The sequence below is a fragment of the Bacteroides sp. Phil13 genome (assembly GCF_001940965.1).
GTDB classification, from domain to species: domain Bacteria; phylum Bacteroidota; class Bacteroidia; order Bacteroidales; family Bacteroidaceae; genus Bacteroides; species Bacteroides intestinalis.
Genome location: NZ_MSHA01000010.1, coordinates 35,253 through 56,620, shown reverse-complemented (window position 1 = coordinate 56,620; position 21,368 = coordinate 35,253). Strand labels below are relative to the sequence as shown.

The following is a 21,368-nucleotide window of genomic DNA, read 5'->3' as shown; positions in this document are numbered from 1 at the left end:
CCTATCATCTTATCATTTTATCACCCTATCATCTTATCACCCTATCACCTTATCATATATATATATTTATGAACGAAATACAGAAATACATCTCAGAGAATGAATCGAAGATGCTGGAAGACTTGTTCAGCCTCATCCGTATCCCAAGTATCAGTGCAAAACCTGAACATCATGACGACATGTTGGCTTGTGCAGAGCGCTGGGCACAACTATTGCTTGAAGCTGGTGCAGACGAAGCACTGGTAATGCCATCGAAAGGCAATCCGATTGTTTTCGGGCAAAAGATAGTAGACCCGGCAGCAAAGACAGTTTTGGTATATGCACATTATGATGTAATGCCGGCAGAACCGTTGGAGCTATGGAAAAGCAACCCCTTTGAACCGGAAATCCGCGATGGGCACATTTGGGCCCGTGGTGCCGATGACGACAAAGGACAATCATTTATACAAGTAAAGGCATTCGAATATCTGGTGAAACATGGCATGCTTAAGAACAATGTCAAATTCATCTTTGAGGGTGAAGAAGAAATCGGTTCACCCAGTCTGGAAGCTTTCTGTGAGGAGCATAAAGAATTATTAAAAGCAGATATTATTCTGGTATCGGATACCAGTATGTTGGGTGCCGACCTGCCCTCACTGACTACAGGTCTTCGCGGACTGGCATACTGGGAAATTGAAGTAACCGGCCCTAACCGTGACTTACACTCAGGACATTTCGGAGGTGCCGTTGCCAATCCCATTAATGTATTATGTGGAATGATTGCCAAAGTAGTAGATGCTGATGGACGTATCACAGTGCCCGGTTTCTACGATGATGTAGAAGAAGTTCCACAGGCGGAACGTGACATGATCACCCATATTCCTTTCGATGAAGAAAAATATAAGGCAGCCATTGGCGTAAAAGAGCTATCCGGAGAAAAAGGATACAGCACTCTGGAGCGTAACAGTTGCCGTCCCTCTTTCGACGTTTGTGGCATTTGGGGCGGATATACCGGCGAAGGTTCCAAGACTGTGCTTCCCTCAAAAGCTACAGCCAAAGTTTCTTGTCGCCTGGTTCCCCATCAGGATCATCACAAGATTTCCCAAATGTTTGCAGATTATATCCTAAGCATCGCTCCGGATACCGTACAGGTAAAAGTGACACCCATGCATGGAGGACAGGGCTATGTATGCCCAATTAGCCTTCCAGCCTATCAGGCTGCCGAGAAAGGTTTTGAAAAAGCATTCGGAAAGAAACCACTTGCAGTACGTCGGGGAGGAAGTATTCCTATCATCTCCACATTCGAGCAAGTACTTGGAATCAAGACTGTACTTATGGGATTCGGACTGGAATCAAATGCTATCCATTCACCGAATGAGAACTTCCCATTGAATATTTTCCGAAAAGGAATCGAAGCAGTCGTTGAATTCCATTTAAGGTATTAGCTACAAGTTACAAGCTACGAGCTACAAGTGCTGCGCTATCGTTCTGCATAGCACTTGTAACTCGTAGCTTGTAACTCATTGATATGTCGTTCGCAAGACTTTAAATTCTGTGCGACGATTAATAGCATTACAAATCTCCTGCTGTTCCAGTGGGAGATTTTTTATAAACTCTTCTGTCAATACATCTCCCACCTTCAGAAAAGGTGCAGATTTCAGAGTAAAATTAGTTACTGTCTTAGGCTGTTGCTCTCCATACCCTTTCGGCGTGAGACGTTCCGAATCAATGCCTCCTTTAATAAGATAGCGTACCACAGATTCTGCACGACGTTGCGAAAGGCGGAGATTATAATCATCATTCCCCTTATAATCGCAATGTGCGGAGAGTTCGATAGTAACATTCGGATTATTGTTCAATAATTGTATCAACTCATCCAAAGCTACAGTAGATTCCGAAGTCAGGTCAGCCCGGTCAAACTCATAGAAAATATTCTCTATCAGTACAGGACGGGTAATGGAAGATAAAGGAAACTCAAGTTCATAATGGCGATCCTCATTAACATCTTCCGTCATCAACTCCTCTTTGTCATTCAGATAACCACGACAAGAAGCAAGCAAGGCATAACGGCATCCCGGCGTAAGTTCCTGAGTAAAAGTTCCATCCTTCTTCACATTGATCTTCATATAAGTACCATCCTCTCCCACCAAAGTAACCAGCGCATCAGAAAGTACATCCCCCTCTTTATCATAAACCAATCCTTTCAAGATATGATGTACCTCCGGAAGCTCAAAACTGTAAATGTGATCCCACCCACGAGCATCTCCCCGGTTAGAAGAGAAAAAGCCCCGATTGGGCGCACCCGGTTCGAACGTCATACCAAAATCATCACTTTGTGAATTTACCGGAGATTTCATATTCTCAATATGCCAACGCCCCGTCAGGCTATCCGGCACAGCACGAAAGATATCCAGACCACCCATGCCGGGATGTCCGGTGGAAGAGAAATACAGGGTACCATCCGGTGCAAAAGAGGGAAACATTTCATCACCGGAAGTATTAATTTCAGGCCCCAGGTTATCGACATAACCGAAACCATCACGAGTCACGTTGATACGCCATAAATCCAACCCTCCCTGTCCACCTGGCATATCAGATACGAAATATAGATAATCACCTGCAGGAGATAATGCAGGGTGGGCAACAGAAGAAAGGGTATCATTCAGGATTGCACACTTCTGAGGACTCCCCCACTCTGCCCCGGCACGTTGAGAAACATATATCTCTGCATAAGCCGGTGCATTGGGCAATGTCCGGCAACGAGTGAAATACATCGTTTTACCATCTGCCGAAAAAGAACAAGCCCCTTCTTCGAATTCACTGTTTACTTCCGAAGCAAGCGGTTCAGGCTTTTGCCATTGCTTCTTTTCATTTCGCTTGGAGTGGAATATATCAGCACTTTTCATGCCGGTAATACCATTCAGATCGGCACCTTTGGCCTCGTTACGGGTAGAAGTTAAATATAGGATATCAGGATCATTACCCGCATACATGGGAGAATAATCACTACGGCGGGAAACAAGAATAGGGATACGCTTTACAATATGACGGGTAGGATTTTTTTTCCACTCCTGTGCCAGCAGACAAGAAGCAATTCCTATATGCGCCAAGGAATCTTTACGCCCTTTTATATCAGACTGGTTCTGTGCATAAGCAAGATAATTCTCATAATAAGGTATGGCAGCAGCATATTCGCCATTCTTACGAAGCATCTCCGCCAGATAAAAATGAGAAAGAGTATCCGGATGGCGATAACGGACGGCATTCATATAGGCAGCTTTAGCCTTCAACGTGTAATTGATACGGCGGTAGCAGTCACCTTGTTTATAGGCAAGCACACCTCGTTGCGAACGATCTTTGGGAGGAGTACGGGTATAGGCCGTTTTGTAATGGCGTGCAGCATCAAAGTATTCTCCACGGGCATAACTTTGTTCTGCCTGACGCAGACTCCGCCCCACTCCACAGGAAGTGAGAAATAAGATAGCACAAAGAAAAAATAAAAACAGTTTATATAATTTCATGCCTCACAAGTTATCATTCACATAAACTGAAAAGTCGACTGATTATTGTATGACCATCATTTATTCAAATGGTTTACGGAAAGTACATCCGTTCTTCCACTCCGAGCAACCATAAGCCGTTTTCCCCTTGATTATGGTTCCTTTGCCACACAATGGGCAAGTTTGTCCCTCAATAGATTGTATTTGAGAAGTGCCAGCAGCATTTGTTTCCACAACCTTCTTGCGCGGTTTACTTTGGCGTTTAGGCTTGGCAGCATCGTTCTCTTTTACCGCCTTTCCACCCCGCTTCTTACTACCACCGGATATTTCCTCCACCGCCTGCACAATAGTAATATGACGATTGCTATTATCTGAAAGCACACTCATCACAACCTCAGAAACCATCTGTTTCAATTCCTCAAGAAATTGTGCAGCATCATAGGTCTTTTTCTCAATCTCACGAAGTTTCTTTTCCCAAATACCCGTTAGTTCGGCAGATTTCAATAACTCTTCATGGATAATCTGGATAAGCTCGACTCCTGTAGGTGTAGCTATCAGGTTCTTCTTCTCTTTGCGAATATAATTACGTTTAAATAAAGTCTCAATAATAGCGGCACGCGTGGACGGACGACCGATTCCATTCTCTTTCAATGCATCCCTCAATTCATCGTTATCCACCAACTTACCCGCTGTTTCCATAGCACGCAGTAAAGTAGCTTCAGTATAAGGACGGGGAGGTTGTGTCCATTTCTCATATAAATCGGGTACATGAGGACCACTTTCACCTTTCACAAAAGCCGGCAATACATTTTCTTCATCTCCCGGATCTTTTTCTTCCTGTGACTGTGCACCCGGAGTTCCGAATATAACTCTCCAACCAGGTTCCAAAATCTGTTTTCCGGTAGTCTTGAATTCTATTTCTTCCACTACACCCAGTACGGTAGTAGTAGCGAACTTACAATCGGGATAGAATACAGCTATGAATCGACGGGCTATCAAGTCGAATACACGGCGCTCCATGTCTGTCAGGTTCTGCGGATATTGCCCGGTAGGAATAATGGCATGGTGATCTGTTACCTTTGAATTATCGAATACCTTCTTTGACTTCAATAAAGTGGTCCCATCCAAAGGTGTTGTAAATGTTGCATAATCACGCAAACCCTTCAAGATACCCGGACATTTCGGATAAATGTCATCACTCAGAAAGGTGGTATCTACACGAGGATAGGTAGCCACTTTCTTTTCATATAATGACTGGATGATTTTCAAGGTCTCATCGGCAGAATAAGCAAACTTCTTATTACATTCCACCTGTAAGGAAGTCAAGTCAAACAAACGGGGGGGAGCTTCTTTTCCTTCCTTCTTGGTTACATCCGTAATCATAAAAGGAGAATTCCTGATCTGTTCCAGCAGTGCCATACCCTGTTCCTGGTTGGCAATAGGATCAATACCTCTATTCTCTTCTTCCTTTTTGGGTTTCTTCCCGACAGCAATGGCTTCCTTATTTTTCTCTGCTTCCAGAATCAGTTCTTCTTCACTCTTCCTGATGATAGCAGAGAATGTCGTATCCCGATATACAGTCTTCAATTCCCAATATTGCTTGGGGACAAAGTTCTCTATTTCCAACTGCCGGTTCACAATCAACGCTAATGTAGGTGTCTGCACACGACCAATAGAAAGTACCTGCTTATTCTGCCCATACTTCATAGTATAAAGACGTGTGGCATTCATTCCCAATAACCAGTCGCCTATTGCGCGACTTAATCCTGCCTCATAAAGCGGTTGGAACTCTTTCTGATCTTTCAATTTGGCAAAACCCTCCCGAATGGCTTCTTCCGTCAAGGATGAAATCCACAGACGCTTTACCGGACAACGTGCACCGGCTTTCTGCATCACCCAACGCTGAATTAACTCTCCTTCCTGTCCGGCATCACCACAGTTTATGATCATGTCGGCTTTCTGCATAAGAGTCTCTATCGTATGGAATTGCTTTTCATAAATAGGGTTACTGATCAGTTTTATTCCGAAACGCGGTGGTATCATAGGCAAGCTTCCCAAGCTCCATGATTTCCAGTTCGGGGTATATTCGTGCGGTTCCTTGAGTGTACAGAGGTGACCGAATGTCCAGGTCACCTGATATCCGTTTCCTTCGATATAGCCGTCTCTTCTATCTTTCGCTCCTAATACATCAGCTATATCACGCGCCACAGAGGGCTTTTCGGCAATACAAACTATCATTCATTATTCTTTTAGCGGAGCAAAGGTACAAAAAAGAGAGGAATGATAAAAGAATTGGCATTGAGATATTCTTTATCTTCCAATATAAGACCATATCACATTTTTAAAGTAACAAAATAAGAGAATCAGACTCCATAAGCCCCATTCGCCTCACTTTCAACAAAACCCAAAGAGTTTTCAACAATATTAGAATCAATATACCCAGAAATCTAAAATCATTAAACAAATCCAAATGAGAAATACCTTTTTTATGCATACTTTTACAAATAAAAATTCAGCATCTTTATTACATCAAGAAATAAAATTATGAGGAAAATGTCATATCAATTACTTATTTCCACTGCACGTTCTGCACATGTTTTATTTTCAGCCTATCTATTGGTCTTTCCCCGATTATTTATATCTTTGTTTCACAATGTTTCTCTATAAATTTAATTATGACAAGACTTTGCGTATACCTCATTTTCTTTTTCTCAGCATTTCCAATATATGCTCAGTTCTCAAACACAATAAACTTTGTCCACATTGGACTTGAGCAAGGATTATCACAAAGTACGATACTTGACATTGTACAAGATGATCGAGGAAATATGTGGTTTGCCACCTACGATGGTCTAAACAAATATGACGGATATACTTTTACCGTATATCAGCACAATGAGAATTATACAGCCAGCATATCAGGAGATATTATACGAACTCTCAAAATAGATAGTCAAAAAAGGCTTTGGGCGGGAACCGAAGAAGGACTTTCGCTCTATGCTTCGGGCAGAGATCATTTTGTGAACTTCTATCCAATTAAAGATGAACATATACCGATTATTGATATTGAAGAAATTAATTCAGAAGAACTTCTTATATGTACAGAAAAAGGGATATTTCTTTTTAACACAGAAAGTCATACATTCAGCGTTGATAAACTTCCAACATCTTTAGTATCACTTTCCGCCACATGTCTCAAAAGAGAAGGAGATAATGTCTACATCGGCACCCCACGACAAGGTGTATTTATTTACTCCATATCCGGCAACACATTAAAATCTTTTCCTATTCCACAACTAAGAGGAACGGAAATATTAGCTATTTTGCAACAATCTTCTACTCGTCTATGGGTAGCAACAGAAGGTAAAGGACTTTTCCGCATCAATCCACAGACATTAGCAACCAACATATATCGTAAAAGAGGAGAACATCAACTCAGTTCTGATTATGTACGTGTACTTGCCACTGATCAGCAAAATCAATTATGGGTAGGAACTTTTACCGCGCTCAATATTTACAACGAAGAAAAAGATACTTTCACCACCTATGACCGAGATCTGCAAAAACAAACAAGTTTATCACAAACCTCCGTTCGAAGTATCTTTATGGACTCTCAAGGAGGCATGTGGGTTGGCACTTACTTTGGAGGTCTGAACTACTATCACCCTCTCAAAAGTTGTTTCCAAAACATACGATATATGTCTGAACGGAACTCGCTAAACGATAATGTAATCACATGCATCATAGAAGATAAACAAAAAGGGCTATGGATAGGTACTAACGGCGGAGGAGTGAACCACTACAACAAAGAAACAAACACCTTTACCCATTACACTCAAAAAGAAGGATTAGGATCAAATGATATAAAAACAATCTATATAGACGAAACTAAAAATTTAGTTTATATTGGTACACATGCCGGAGGGATTAGTATCCTGCACCGCCATTCCAAACGCATTGAAACGTACAATTCCAATATAAAACACGCATATTCCATAGTGCCAGCCAACAACGGAGACCTTTGGATAAGTACACTTGATTCTATTGTACGCTTTAATCCACATAAGAAGACATTCATAACTTATGCCACTGACCAAGACAAAAAGGCAATAAAGACGAATCATATTACTACTATTTTCCGCGACAGTGAACAGCGCTTGTGGCTCTGCGGTGAAAAAGGGATTAGTACCTATATTGAAATCGGAGACGAGCTAAAGAGTATTTTATTATTGCCTGAAGGTTCTTCTGTCAATCATAATTTTATCAACAGTATATACGAATCTCACAATGGTCTTTTTTGGATAAGTACCCGAAGTGGTCTATACCGTTATGATATAAATAAGAAAGAATTCAAGCAATACACTACAGCCAACGGACTTCCCAACAATATAGTGCACGGGGTTCTGGAAGACTCTTATGGAGAACTCTGGATAAGTACTAACAAAGGATTGAGTCGCTTCCAACCGCAAACAGAAAAAATCAGGAATTATACAGATAACGACGGATTGCAGAGTAACCAATTCACTAATAATTCTTTCTGCCATACTGAAAATGGAGAAATGTATTTCGGAGGAATTAACGGTATTACTACTTTTCATCCAGATCAATTAATGGATAACCCCTATACTCCACCGGTTGTCATCAAGCGATTACGACTTTTCAATAAAACAGTCCTTCCCGGTGACGATTCCGGTATACTACAAAAAAATATCAATATCACGGAAAGCATTACATTAACAGCTGCCCAATCAGTGTTTTCGCTGGAATTCGTTGTTTCAAATTATATTTCCGGCAATCATAACACATTTGCATACAAATTGGATGGATACGATAAAGAATGGTATTACTCAGATATTTTGCGTACAGCCTCCTACTCAAATCTGCCACACGGCACTTATCGCTTTCTTGTCAAAGCGTCCAACAACAACGGAAAATGGAATGAGAAACCAACCGAACTGGAAATTATAATTCTACCTGTATGGTATAAAACATGGTGGGCTATCTTACTATTTGGATTTGTTCTTATAATGATTTTCACTTTCATCTTTCGATATTTCTGGATGCGAAAAAATATGAAGATGCAACTCCAAATGGAACGCATGGACAAAGAGAAACAAAAGGAAGTAAACGAAATGAAGCTACGTTTCTTTATAAACATCTCACACGAGTTACGTACTCCACTCACCCTAATTCTTGCTCCTCTACAAGAAATTATGGATAAGGTGAGCGACCGCTGGATACATAAACAGCTAGAACATATACAACGAAACACGAATCGATTGCTGCACCTAGTAAACCAACTAATGGATTACCGACGTGCTGAATTAGGCGTATTTAACCTTAAAGTTAAATACAATATTATTCACCAAACTATTGAAGAGAGTTTTCTCTTTTACCAGAAAATGGCTCAATATAAAAAAATAGACTATAACTTCTACTCTGAAGTAGAAGGACAAAACATCCTCTGTGACCCCAGCTATCTGGAACTGATAACCAACAATCTGCTTTCCAATGCTTTTAAATACACTGGGGAAGGAAAAAGCATCATTATAACACTGAAAGAGGAGAATGATATGTTATTACTTCAGGTGAAAGACACTGGAAGTGGTATACCTAACGACAAACAAGAACGAATTTTTGAACGTTTCTACCAAGTAGATAACGAACATCTGGGCAGCGGTATTGGCTTATCCTTAGTACAGCGATTAGTAGATTTGCATCATGGAAGGATTGAACTGGAAAGCCAAGAAGGTGTTGGGAGTGTCTTTTCTGTATTTTTACCAACAGACGAGTCTGTCTATAAACCTGAAGAAAAAGCCACAGAACAAGAAACTGAAGTTCATACAACCAACAATCAAGATATGTACATTACAGATACAGGAGACATACAAGAAAAAGAAGACATAACTGAGACAAATAAAAATAATAAAGAAAGCATATTGATCGTGGAGGACAATATCGATATTCTACAATACTTGAGCGACGAGTTAGGTAAAAATTACCAAATCCTAAAAGCTCAAAATGGAGAAGAAGCAATAGCTATAATAAAAGAACAAGAAGTAGACCTTGTTTTGACCGATATAATGATGCCCGTCATGGATGGAATACAACTATGTAAACTCATTAAACAAAATTTGCGCACTTGCCATATCCTCGTCATTATTCTTTCTGCTAAGACTGATTTTAAAGAGCAATTGGAAGGTTTACAAGTAGGAGCAGATGACTATATCCCCAAACCGTTTTCGTTAGTTATGATTACGACTAAAATAAAGAATTTATTCCGAACACGGCACCGCGCTATAGAATATTACTCCAAATCTTTAGAAATCGAGCCCGAAAAAATAGCACTCAACCCATTAGACGAAGATTTATTAAAAAAGGCGGTTGAAGTTATGGAAAAACACATGGATGATGCCGAATTTACAACAGACGAATTCGCCCGTGAGATGTGTATGAGTCGTTCCAACCTTCACCTTAAAATGAAGGCATTGACTGGTGAATCGACCAATGAATTTATTCGCAAGATGCGATTCAATTATGCTTGCAAATTGCTAAAAGAAGGGAAATATACAGTGTCTGAAATTAGTAGCATGGTTGGTTACGTACCTTCCTACTTTGCTACAAGTTTCAAGAAATATTTTGGTTGCCTGCCATCAGAATATGGAAAAAACGGCAAAAGCAATCATAGCCAAACCTAAAAAAGAAATTGAAAATCCACTTCATATTTCCACTTAAATAGCCTGTTTACAGGCTATTTAAGTATATATTACACAAAAACGAAAGCTACTTCAACAAAAACAAAAGCATTCTATACAATACATCAAGTCGTTTCTACAAGAGCAAAGCGAATATAAAAAAAACAACCCTACCTTTACATCAAACAAAAAAACGGGAATAATGAAAAACATTAATAATAACTCCATTTAAACGAGACAATGAAAAAACTATTAATCTTATTAACCGGGATCAGTTTATCACTTATAGTGAATGGTCAAAACAATTTAGTCTCTAAAGAACAAACCTTTATCCACGAAACTTCCAAAGAATACGAATGGCCCACAGATCCATCCGTATTAGAGAAGATAGAAAAGTGGCAAGATGCAAAATTGGGCATTATGTTCCACTGGGGGATATATTCAGTTCCCGGCATTGCAGAATCATGGGCATTGTGTTCAGAAGACCGATGGTTTACAGATCGCCGCAGAGAGGCACGTCCGGAAACTACTTATTGTGAGTTTAAGAAATGGTATTGGGGATTATCCGAATCCTTCAAGCCAAGCCGTTTTGAGCCAACCGAATGGGCTACATTTATGAAGAAAGTAGGATTCAGATATCTGATATTCACTACCAAACACCATGACGGTTTCTGTATGTTCGACTCCAAATATACAGATTATACCGTCACCAAAGGCCCCTATAAGAAAGGAAAATACAGCAATATTACCTACCATGTCTTTGAAGCTTTTCGCAAATCAGATTTCATGGTCGGAGCTTATTTCTCAAAACCGGACTGGCATAATGAAAATTACTGGGATCCGTTTTTTGCAACCCCTACACGCAATCCCAATTACGATCTTAAGAAATACCCTGAAAAATGGGCTAAATATCAAGAATATACTGCCAATCAGATTGATGAGTTGATGTCTGACTACGGTAGAATCGATATTCTTTGGTTAGACGGCGGATGGGTAAGAAAACCTCAACAAGATATTAAGTTAGATGAAATAGTACATAATGCCCGCAAAAAACAACCGGGATTAATAACTGTTGACAGAACTATTCCCGGCAGAAATGAGAATTACCAAACTCCAGAACAAACAATTCCGCAAGAACAGCAAAATTTCCCATGGGAAAGTTGCATAACATTCAGCAATACCTGGGGATGGAATCCTAATCCAAAATACAAAACTTCAGAATGGGTAATAAACACTCTGGCAGAAGTGGTTGCCAAAGGGGGATGCCTTCTATTGAATGTAGGTCCTGATGGAGAAGGTAATATCGATGACATTGTATATCAACGCTTAGAAAAAGTTGGCGAATGGCTCCATAAGAATGGTACAGCCATCTATGATACGCGTACAACACCTAACTATCATTTCGGAAACATATGGTTTACAGCCAATAAAAATGGAAAAACGTTGTATGCAATCTACGCACTCCCTGAAAATGAAAAGCTCCCCGCATATATCGAATGGGAAGGTAATATCCCCACCGGTAAAATCACGCTGTTGCAAAACGGAAAACAAATGAAATATACCTGTAGAAACGGAAAAACAAGAATCACTCTACCCAAAGGAATAAAAGAAGAATCATTGGTTTTCCGCTTCAATAAGGCTCAATAAAAGATAACACTAATTTCTAATACATAAACTAACACTAAAAAATTATGGACAAAAGAAGATTTTACGCAAAACGAATGCTCATGCTTTCGTTACTAACTTGCGCTTGTTGCCTTCCGGTACAAACTAAGGCAAATGATGCACTAACATCAACAGGGCGGAACTCTATTGAGAGCATCTTGCAAAACAGAAGAATTTCAGGTGTTGTAAAAGACAGCCAAGGCCCTATAACCGGTGCTAATGTTTCTATTAAAGGAACCACGATTGGAGCTATTACCGACATAAACGGTAAGTTTAGTTTTGATGCACCGCCAAAAGGAGTTCTCGTTATTTCATTCATCGGGTACATAACGCAAGAAGTATCTGTAGAGGGTAAAAATGAATTCTCTGTTATTTTAAAAGAAGATACAGAAATGCTGGATGAAGTAGTCGTAACAGGATATATCGCACAGAAAAAAGTGAATTTAACCGGTGCCATATCTTCCGTTAATGGTGAAGAATTGACTAAAATCACAGCAACCAGTTCTGCACAAGCATTGCAAGGGAAACTACCAGGCGTGCAAATCACAGCGGGAGACGGTGCTCCCGGATCTGCATCCAAAATTCAAGTGCGCGGTATAGGCTCAGTCATGTCAGGAACACAACCATTGGTTATCGTTGATGGCTTTGAAGGTACATTGGATAACATTGCCATGGGGGACATCGAAACTATTTCGGTTCTGAAAGATGCGGCATCAGCAGCTATTTACGGTTCAAAAGCTGCCAATGGCGTTATTCTCATCACCACCAAAAGAGGTAAAACAGGAGCTATGCAGGTAGAAGTTTCCGCTGAATATGGGTGGCAAAGCGTTTCTCACATGCCGGATGTGCTGAATGCTACAGAATTGGCAATCAAGCAGAATGAAGAAGCCGTATGGAGTAATCAGACTCTGCCTTGGAGTGGCAGTCATGCGCCTGAAACTCTCGGCAAAGGATTTAACTGGTGGGATTACGCTTATAAGAATAATGCTCCGATACAAAACTACTATCTTTCCATGAAAGGTGGTACTGAAAAGGCTAAATATGCTATTTCAGCCGGATATATCAAACAAGAAGGGGTCATTCATCTGACAGATTATGATCGTTTCAACTTCCGTTCTAATTTTGACTATGCTTTCAACAAGAAATTTAAAATAGGAGTCAATATAGAAGCCAGTATCGCCAATACTGATAGCCGTGAGGATATCTATCACTATTCTAAAAACGCTCTACTCATCCACCCAAGCGTTCCACAATATATGCCTGATGGTTCATACGGACTTCCCCTTCGTAGCCTCCCCGGACAGTATGATGCAGGACAGGCAATGCCTTTGTCCATGATGTACCTCAGCGATCCAAACTATGTAAGACTGATTGAAGGTAACACCTTTACCACGCGAGCAAACTTTTTCCTGGAATGGGAAATCCTTAAAGGACTGAAATTTAAATCTGTTTATAACCAACAATATATATGGAGCAAAAAGAACTATTGGAAATCCAGTTATACAGTGTATGATTATGAAACTCCTGAAAGCATTTATGCCACAGAAGCTAATGCTGAGGCCATTAGTAACTATTCAGACAGTCAGAAATGGGAGATACAAGAGTTGTTTACTTACAACAGAACATTTGCAAAAAAACATACTTTAGGAGTACTTGCCGGATTTACAGCGGAGAAAGCTAAATCAGGAAATCTTTCCGGTAAGAAAACAGGCTTTCCCGGTAATGAGTTGCGTGTAATTGATGCAGGTAACACTATTGATTATTTAAATGGCAGTATGGCAGAAAATTCCGTAGTTTCTCTTTTCGGACAAGTGAATTATGACTATATGGGCAAATATCTCTTCCAGGCCAATATCCGAAGAGATGGTTCATCAGTTTTTGCACCAGGGAATCAATGGGGAACATTCCCCTCTATATCAGCCGGATGGCGCATCAGTGAAGAAGAGTTTATGAAAGACATTTCCTGGCTGAACAATTTAAAGCTAAGAGTAGGTTATGGTACATTGGGAAATGCCAATATCAAATCGTTTGCATGGGTAAGCAGTTACAAACTGACCGATCGTTATCCTTTAGGAACCCCTAATGCAATATATCCGGCTTATTACCAAACAGACATGAGCAATAAGGACATCAAATGGGAAAGTACTACTACTACCAATATAGGTGTTGATGCAACAGTATTGGACAATAGGTTGAATTTTACATTTGACTGGTATGACAAACGTACAAATGACATGTTGTTTACCGCTACCATTCCTTATTCTACAGGATATCTGAATGGTCCCGTCATTAATGTCGGTGAGGTGATGAATCGCGGATGGGAAATCAGTGCAAGCTGGAATGACAATATTAAAAAATTCCATTACGGCATATCCATCAACCTTGCACACAATAAAAATGAAGTGACAAATATGGGAGGGGTAGCTCCATTCCAAATAGAAAATGACCTTTGGATTAAAGAAGGATATCCTATCAATTCTTATTTTGGCTATAAGACAATAGGCATTTATCAAAACTGGGATGAAGTCAATAACAGCGTAAAACCAAATGGCGACATTCGTCCGGGTAACTATATTATCCAAAATACCAACGGAGATGATAAAATAGATACAGAAGATAAGACCTTCCTTGGCAGCCGTGACCCCAAATTAGTATATGGAATTAACCTAACGGCAGAATGGCAAGGCATTGATCTTTCTGTAGCTACGAGTGGAGAATCAAAAAAATGTGTCTACTATGATAACAGCTATGGTGGAGTAAATCCCAGATTCTGTAATATTTATAAAGAATATTTCGACAATCGTACTATTGTTGGCGAAGATGGCAATGTAACTGTTTCCGGTAAGTATCCTGCAATGACAGGACTCGGTACCAATGCTCCGGAAGGTCATAAAAAGGTAATGCAGAATACCAGTTTCTTCCGTATAAAGAATATTCAGATAGGTTATACTTTACCCAAAAGTTTCACACAGAAGATGAGGATTAGCAACCTGCGCATTTTCTTTAATGCAGTAAACCCCTTCTTGTTTACAAAATACGTAGGATTCGATCCGGAAACCACCAGTACCCAACAGGATGGCACTGTGAGATACTATCCGGTAAGTAAATCTGTATCAATGGGACTTTCATTGAAATTTTAATGTAAAATCATCTCCAAACATAAAACATAGAGAAATATGAAAAAGATATATCTAATAATAGGAATAATAACAAGTATACTCTTGTCTTCTTGCGAAGATTTCCTGACAACTTATCCTCAGAATCAATTGACTGCAGGTACATTTTTCAAAACTGACGATGATTTTGCAGCAGCAGCCAATGGTATGTATTCGGTCATGACCGGATATCCCTCAGAATTCTTTCCGATGATTGATGGAATTACTCCTTTTGCAGGAGAAACGGCAACCAGTCGTTGCGGTGTATTCAATCCATACAACGGACGTCTCCCGATGGTTTCTTCCAGCCTGGATTTCACCCGCCAATGTTGGCAAAATATGTACAAAGGAATCGCATGTGCCAATAATATTCTTACTAATACGGAAAAGCCCGCTAACGTTAGCCAGCAGGTGTTCGACAGAACATTGGGAGAAGCCTACTTTATACGTGGATATGCTTATTTTACCTTGGTTACTCTATTTGGAGATATACCCTTATTCACAGAACCGCAGGTTAGTTATGACCAAGTTTTAAAGCCCAGAACTCCAAAGTCAGAAGTCATCACTCAGATTATTGCAGATTTTGAGAAGGCAAAACAATTGCTGCCCTCCGTTAAAGAATATCGTGGCACAGCCAACCTGGGACGCGCTTCCAAAGGTGCCGCCCAAGCATTTTTAGGGAAAGTGTACGTATATGAAAAAAGATGGACAGATGCAAAAAAGGAATTCGCAGCATTGGTTGATGTACAAGATGCTGATTATGACTTAACTCCTCACTATTATGATCAATTCTGGCCAGATGGTGAAAATGGAATAGAATCCATTTATGAAATTCAATATGACCCATCCCGCCCCGCTGCCACGGGACAATATGCAATGAACCGCTTCATGGACTTTATAAATCCGCCTGCCGAAGCGAATATGAATTTCACAGGAGGATTTGGTTATCTGGAACCAACCGAATATTACTGTGATTTATTTGAGACTCTTAATGGGTATAAAGTGGCCAGCACATATATTGACCGTACAGATGCGACTCCCGGTCCTGTATTCAATTACAACTATGAGTCAAAGGATCCTAAATTTAATGCTACTGCACCCTACGAAATCAGAGATCCCCGTTTGAAATATACAGTTTGGTATGAGGATTCACCTGCCGTTGAAGAGTTTATACAGAAGACAGGGCAAGACAATGCAAACTTCAAGAGCAGATATTCTAAAACCAGCAATCATTGCGTAGTAAAATACATCGTTGGGAAACTCGGAGGAAAAGGTGGCTACAGCCCAATGAATATGATTGTGATGCGCTATGCAGACGTCCTTTTACTATATGCAGAAACTTGCATTCATGAGAATGATTTGCCCAAGGCCGTTTCATTAATCAATAGAGTAAGAAATAGAGTCAATATGCCTTCAGTTGAGCAAATCGGTACTATTCAGGGTGTAGACATTGCCGGTAATAAAGAAAATCTAATGAGATATCTGCAACAAGAACGTTTCCGTGAGTTAGGTTTCGAGTGGGGACACATGATGTTTGATATGGCACGTTGGGATATTCTGGTCAGCGAACTGAAGGATTACTGGACACAAGGGCGTGATGGTTGGCCAACATTTTCCAGTACAGCACTTCAATTTACAAAAGATTGTTACTTATTCCCGATTCCGGAGCAGGAAATGACTTCTAACCCGCTATTGAAACAGAATCCGGGCTATTAAGTAACGTTTAAAAAATAAAGTGGTATAACAGGCTTTATTATTTCTCCAATAGGAAAAATATTATTTCCCAATAGGAGAAAAATAAGCTAATCCTTTTTAACGTTTTTATGAAAATGTATGAGAGGAATACTTTGCAGTATTATACTCAATTTATTCCTCTCTCTCTTTCATCTCATAAAAAAATAGGATATTCATTATAAATACTAACTTCATACATAAATATGAAAAAGCTGCCAAAGATAATACTCTGCTTTTATCTGTGTCTTTTTACTAATACGGTATGGGCACAATCATTGAATGAAGATGCATTTACTTTGCTGAATTTAAACTACCCGGGATTGGAAGAGGTAAACCGATTATATAATGAGGGAAACAAGGAAGATGCTGCACAAGCTCTTCTAAAATACTATCAGAATCGTAAAAGCATAATTAATCCTGCCATTAACCTTGATAGCATTACCATCAGCAAACAAGAGCAAGAATGGGCAGACGAAGCATTGAAGCATACATTTTATGTACATGATGGTTATCGGCCCTTCAATTATGGGAAAGACATCAATTGGCAATACTGGCCGGTGAAAGATAATGAACTACGCTGGCAATTGCACCGCCATAAGTGGTTTATTCCCATGGGAAAAGCATATTATTTAAGTAAAGACGAAAAATATGCCAAAGAATGGGTCTATCAATATAGAGACTGGGTTCGAAAGAATCCCTTACTCGAAATTGATGCACAAGAGTATGAAATACTAAGTCATAGTAAAACCAAAGACGTGGCAGAGAATGTGCGATTTGCCTGGCGTCCATTAGAGACAAGCCACCGTCTGGCAGACCAAATTAATCAATTTACACTCTTTCTTTCATCACCTTCATTTACAGCGGACTTTCTGACGGAGTTTCTCGTGAACTACCGGCGTCACGCCTTTCATGTGCTTCATAACTATTCAGCAGAAGGAAACCATCTATTATTCGAAGCGCAACGCATGATTTATGCAGGTGTCTTCTTCCCCGAATTTAAAGAAGCTGTTTCATGGAGAGAAAGTGGTATCAAGATTCTGAATAGGGAAATAGAAAAACAAGTATATGAGGATGGAGGTCAGTATGAACTAGACTTGGGCTACCATGCCGCTTGTATTGATATATTTCAAAAAGCATTGTTCATGGCAGAGTCCAATGGATTTCACAATGAATTTCCACAATCATATATCAAGACTGTAGAGAATATGATTGTATTCTTTCTGAATCTTAATTTCCCCGATTATACGTACCCGTGCTTCAGCGATGCCAGCCGGAATAACACATGGGACAGATTCCGGAATTGGGCAAAATTATTTCCAGACAATAAACAAATACGCTATTTTGCTACACTGGGGAAGGAAGGCAAAGCACCGGATAATTTATCGAAAGGCTTCCTAACTTCCGGTTTCTTTACATTTCGCAACGGGTGGGATAAAGATGCCACAATAATGATGATAAAAGCCGGTCCAAAGGGAGAATGGCATTGTCAACCCGATAATGGCACTTTCGAACTGTGGTTTAACGGCAAGAACCTGTTTCCGGATTCAGGCTCATACGTATATGGCGGTGACAAAGAAGTAGCGAAACTCCGTAATTGGTTTCGACAGACAGCCGTACATAACACACTGACGTTAAACAACAAGGATTTAGAGACTACGCAGTCCGTAACCAAGCAGTGGAAAACAGATGGTGATATACAAGTACTGGTAACAGAGAATCCAAGTTATAAGGAACTTAAGCATCGGCGTTTCATCTTTTTTATAGATGCTTCTTACTTCGTTATTGTAGATGAGGCTATAGGCACAGCGCAAGGAACCATAAATCTGCACTATCAACTCTGTGACGGAAAAGTAAACGTTGATTCTCAAAATAAAAAATTAGCTACCGCCTACGAGGGCAATAGCAATGTAGTGTTGCAGTGCTTCGCAAATAAAGAAGTAAAGATGGAAGAGGAAGAAGGGTGGTATTCCACATCCTATCGCCATCGTACTAAGCGCCCTGCCTTTGCCTTTAATGTTGAAAAAACAAGTGAAGAAACAGTGAGTTATATAACTGTAATATATCCAGTCAAAGATATAAATAAGAAAGTTGATATTTCAGCTAAGTTTCAAGAAAAAACAAGAAACAGCGTAGAACTTGAAGTGAAAATAAATGGCAAAAAGAAAACACTGAAATGTCAGCTACAAGAGTGAAGGGTAAAACGGTAAAGCAATACTAAAATGGGAAGGAAAATCATCATTTATTTGTTTCTGCTATGCTTTGTCAGAACAAATTACGCATACTCACAGGCGCAATATTTTGTGTCTCCCAATGGAAAAGATACAGGAAAAGGAGACATCGATTCTCCCTTTCTAAGTATAGAAAAAGCGAAGCAAGAGTCACGCAAGCAAAATGGAATTACAACCATTTACCTGCGTGAAGGTGTATATCGGTTAGAACAACCACTCGTTTTAACTTCCGAAGATGGAAATGGAGAAAAGCAACTTATAATTTGTGCATATCCTGAAGAAAAAGTAATTATTACAAGCGGAGTAACTCTTCATCCCAACTGGGAACATTATAAAAAAAATATCATGAAATCCTCTGTTAAGGAATCGGTGATAATGGATCAGCTATTTGTCAATGGCAGCTATCGTCCAATGGCCCGATACCCCAATTTTGACTCTACTGCAGTCAGGTTTAACGGCACCTCAGCTCAAGCCACCTCCACTGAAAGAATAAAGAAGTGGAAGGCTCCCAAGAAGGGATATCTGCATGTCATGCATGCATCAGACTGGGGAGATATTCATTATCAAATTGTTGAAAAAAACAAGAATAACACACTGCGATTAGAAGGAGGCTGGCAGAACAACCGTCCCTCTGCCGGACATATACAGAATCGAATGGTAGAAAATATATTTGAAGAACTGGATGCGCCGGGAGAATGGTATTATGACAAAGAAAATAGAATACTCTATTATTATCCCATGCCTGATGAGAATATGGAAGAGATTACATTAGAAACGCCCCAACTGAAGCATCTGGTTGAATTGAGAGGCAGTAAGGAAAGGCCGATACAGAATATTACTATAAAAGATATTGAGTTTACTCAAACCACCCGAACTTTTATGGAACATTATGAGCCCTTGTTGCGCTCGGACTGGGCTATATATCGGGGAGGTAGCATTCTATTGGAGGGCAGTGAAAACTGCAGAATACAAGATTGTAATTTTTATAATTTGGGAGGTAACGCAATATTCTTCTCTGATTATAACTACCAATCTTCTGTCACTGGTTGTCATTTGTCTCAAATAGGTGCCAGTGGCATCTGTTTCGTAGGTGATCCTGAAGCCGTGCGTTCTCCTTCATTCAGATATGAAGAATCCGTGGCTATACCACAGATTGACCGTATCACCGGTTCTAAAACAGAAAATTATCCAACAGAATGTTTAGTCTATGACAATTTGATTCATCATATAGGGCTTTACGAAAAACAAGTTGCCGGAGTTCAGTTGTCAATGTGCAGTTCCATCACTATCAGTCACAACAGCATCTACCATACCCCACGTGCAGGTATCAATATAAGCGAAGGTACTTGGGGAGGGCATATTATCGAGTATAATGATGTTTTCAACACTGTAAGAGAAACGGGTGATCACGGTTCGCTCAACTCCTGGGGAAGAGACCGCTTTTGGAGAAGCAATCGTTCCCAAATGGACAGCTTGGTTACAGCAGAGCCTGATATCATCCTCCTTGACGCTAAAAAAGAAAATATAATACGATACAACCGATTCAGATGTGACCGTGGTTGGGATATTGACCTGGATGATGGTTCCAGTAATTATCACATCTACAATAATCTTTGCTTAAGTGGAGGGATAAAGTTAAGAGAAGGCTTTTATCGAGTTGTAGAAAATAATATAATAGTTAATAATACATTCCATCCACATGTATGGTTTAAAAACAGTGGTGATGTATTTGTCAGAAATCTGATAATGCGTCCTTATCGTCCTATCAGAGTTTCTGATTGGGGAGCAGAGACAGATTACAATTTATTTACTGACAGCCTGTCCTATCAGGAGGCAATTAAAAATCATACAGACAAGCATTCTGTTGTTTATCCCGTGACATTCAAAAACGCCCTCATTGGCGATTTCAGTATTGTGGAGATATCAAAGATAACTCCTTTATGTGGTTTCAAGAACTTTGAGATGGATAAGTTCGGAGTGGTTTCTCCTAATTTAAAACAACTGGCTAAACACCCCCAAATGCCCCTCCCGACTATTTATGCACATAAAGCTAAAAGCATAGTCACTAAAAACTGGTCAGGATTGTCTTTAAAAGAACTGGATTCGGAAGAAGAACGTTCCGCTACCGGAATGGATTCTAAGCGAGGCGTATATGTCATTGCTGTTGATGCATTGGAAAGTCCATTACGTGACTTTATACAACCTAATGACGTGATTCTTTCATTGGCAGGAAACGATATTCACACATTGGCGGATATGATAAAACACACAAAACAGGCTGATTTTACCAAAGTAGTGGAAATTATCATTTTCCGAGATCAAAAGGAGAAACAGATATTAATCCCTGCAAATGTGGTCTATCAATCAGAAGATTAAGTAGTATAGTAATAATCATTTTATAATTCAATTTTT

Annotated in this window: 9 protein-coding genes; 7 read left to right on the top strand and 2 right to left on the bottom strand. The window is 39.9% G+C overall.

Annotated elements, in window-relative coordinates:
• Positions 1–68: 68 nt before the first annotated feature.
• Complete coding sequence (locus BWI44_RS01375) at positions 69–1,424, top strand: dipeptidase (RefSeq protein ID WP_195208348.1); 1,356 nt, start codon at positions 69–71, stop codon at positions 1,422–1,424.
• 75 nt (positions 1,425–1,499) lie between these two features.
• On the opposite strand, the gene porE is transcribed toward BWI44_RS01375, so the two are convergent.
• Both porE and BWI44_RS01365 read right to left on the bottom strand, forming a co-directional pair.
• Positions 1,500–3,500, bottom strand: a complete 2,001-nt coding sequence (porE, locus tag BWI44_RS01370; protein ID WP_195208349.1) for a PorE family type IX secretion system protein — start codon at positions 3,498–3,500, stop codon at positions 1,500–1,502.
• 60 nt (positions 3,501–3,560) lie between these two features.
• A complete protein-coding gene (locus BWI44_RS01365) occupies positions 3,561–5,717 on the bottom strand; it encodes a DNA topoisomerase 3 (RefSeq protein ID WP_195208350.1) in 2,157 nt (718 codons plus the stop codon).
• 437 nt (positions 5,718–6,154) lie between these two features.
• Here BWI44_RS01365 and BWI44_RS01360 point away from each other — a divergent pair, with 437 nt between their 5' ends.
• The 6 genes from BWI44_RS01360 to BWI44_RS01335 all read left to right on the top strand — a co-directional run bounded on the left by BWI44_RS01360 (position 6,155) and on the right by BWI44_RS01335 (position 21,332).
• Entirely contained in the window at positions 6,155–10,177 is a 4,023-nt protein-coding gene (locus BWI44_RS01360; RefSeq protein ID WP_195208351.1) for a hybrid sensor histidine kinase/response regulator transcription factor, read from the top strand.
• Positions 10,178–10,414: 237 nt separating this feature from the next.
• Entirely contained in the window at positions 10,415–11,821 is a 1,407-nt protein-coding gene (locus BWI44_RS01355; protein WP_195208352.1) for an alpha-L-fucosidase, read from the top strand.
• A gap of 44 nt (positions 11,822–11,865) precedes the next feature.
• A complete protein-coding gene (locus tag BWI44_RS01350) occupies positions 11,866–14,979 on the top strand; it encodes a SusC/RagA family TonB-linked outer membrane protein (protein ID WP_195208353.1) in 3,114 nt (1,037 codons plus the stop codon).
• Between the two features lie 36 nt (positions 14,980–15,015).
• Positions 15,016–16,710 carry a RagB/SusD family nutrient uptake outer membrane protein gene (locus BWI44_RS01345; RefSeq protein WP_195208354.1) on the top strand — a complete coding sequence of 565 codons (1,695 nt, stop codon included), beginning with the start codon at positions 15,016–15,018 and terminating at the stop codon, positions 16,708–16,710.
• Between the two features lie 221 nt (positions 16,711–16,931).
• Positions 16,932–18,920 carry a heparin-sulfate lyase HepC gene (hepC, locus tag BWI44_RS01340; protein WP_195208355.1) on the top strand — a complete coding sequence of 663 codons (1,989 nt, stop codon included), beginning with the start codon at positions 16,932–16,934 and terminating at the stop codon, positions 18,918–18,920.
• 27 nt (positions 18,921–18,947) lie between these two features.
• Positions 18,948–21,332 carry a PDZ domain-containing protein gene (locus BWI44_RS01335; protein WP_195208356.1) on the top strand — a complete coding sequence of 795 codons (2,385 nt, stop codon included), beginning with the start codon at positions 18,948–18,950 and terminating at the stop codon, positions 21,330–21,332.
• Positions 21,333–21,368 lie beyond the last annotated feature (36 nt).

What these genes read in the sequence shown, in the direction of transcription:
- BWI44_RS01375 (WP_195208348.1), top strand. Translation starts at nt 69, where the DNA reads ATGAACGAAATACAGAAATACATCTCAGAGAATGAATCGAAGATGCTG.
- porE (WP_195208349.1), bottom strand. Translation starts at nt 3,500, where the DNA reads ATGAAATTATATAAACTGTTTTTATTTTTTCTTTGTGCTATCTTATTT.
- BWI44_RS01365 (WP_195208350.1), bottom strand. Translation starts at nt 5,717, where the DNA reads ATGATAGTTTGTATTGCCGAAAAGCCCTCTGTGGCGCGTGATATAGCT.
- BWI44_RS01360 (WP_195208351.1), top strand. Translation starts at nt 6,155, where the DNA reads ATGACAAGACTTTGCGTATACCTCATTTTCTTTTTCTCAGCATTTCCA.
- BWI44_RS01355 (WP_195208352.1), top strand. Translation starts at nt 10,415, where the DNA reads ATGAAAAAACTATTAATCTTATTAACCGGGATCAGTTTATCACTTATA.
- BWI44_RS01350 (WP_195208353.1), top strand. Translation starts at nt 11,866, where the DNA reads ATGGACAAAAGAAGATTTTACGCAAAACGAATGCTCATGCTTTCGTTA.
- BWI44_RS01345 (WP_195208354.1), top strand. Translation starts at nt 15,016, where the DNA reads ATGAAAAAGATATATCTAATAATAGGAATAATAACAAGTATACTCTTG.
- hepC (WP_195208355.1), top strand. Translation starts at nt 16,932, where the DNA reads ATGAAAAAGCTGCCAAAGATAATACTCTGCTTTTATCTGTGTCTTTTT.
- BWI44_RS01335 (WP_195208356.1), top strand. Translation starts at nt 18,948, where the DNA reads ATGGGAAGGAAAATCATCATTTATTTGTTTCTGCTATGCTTTGTCAGA.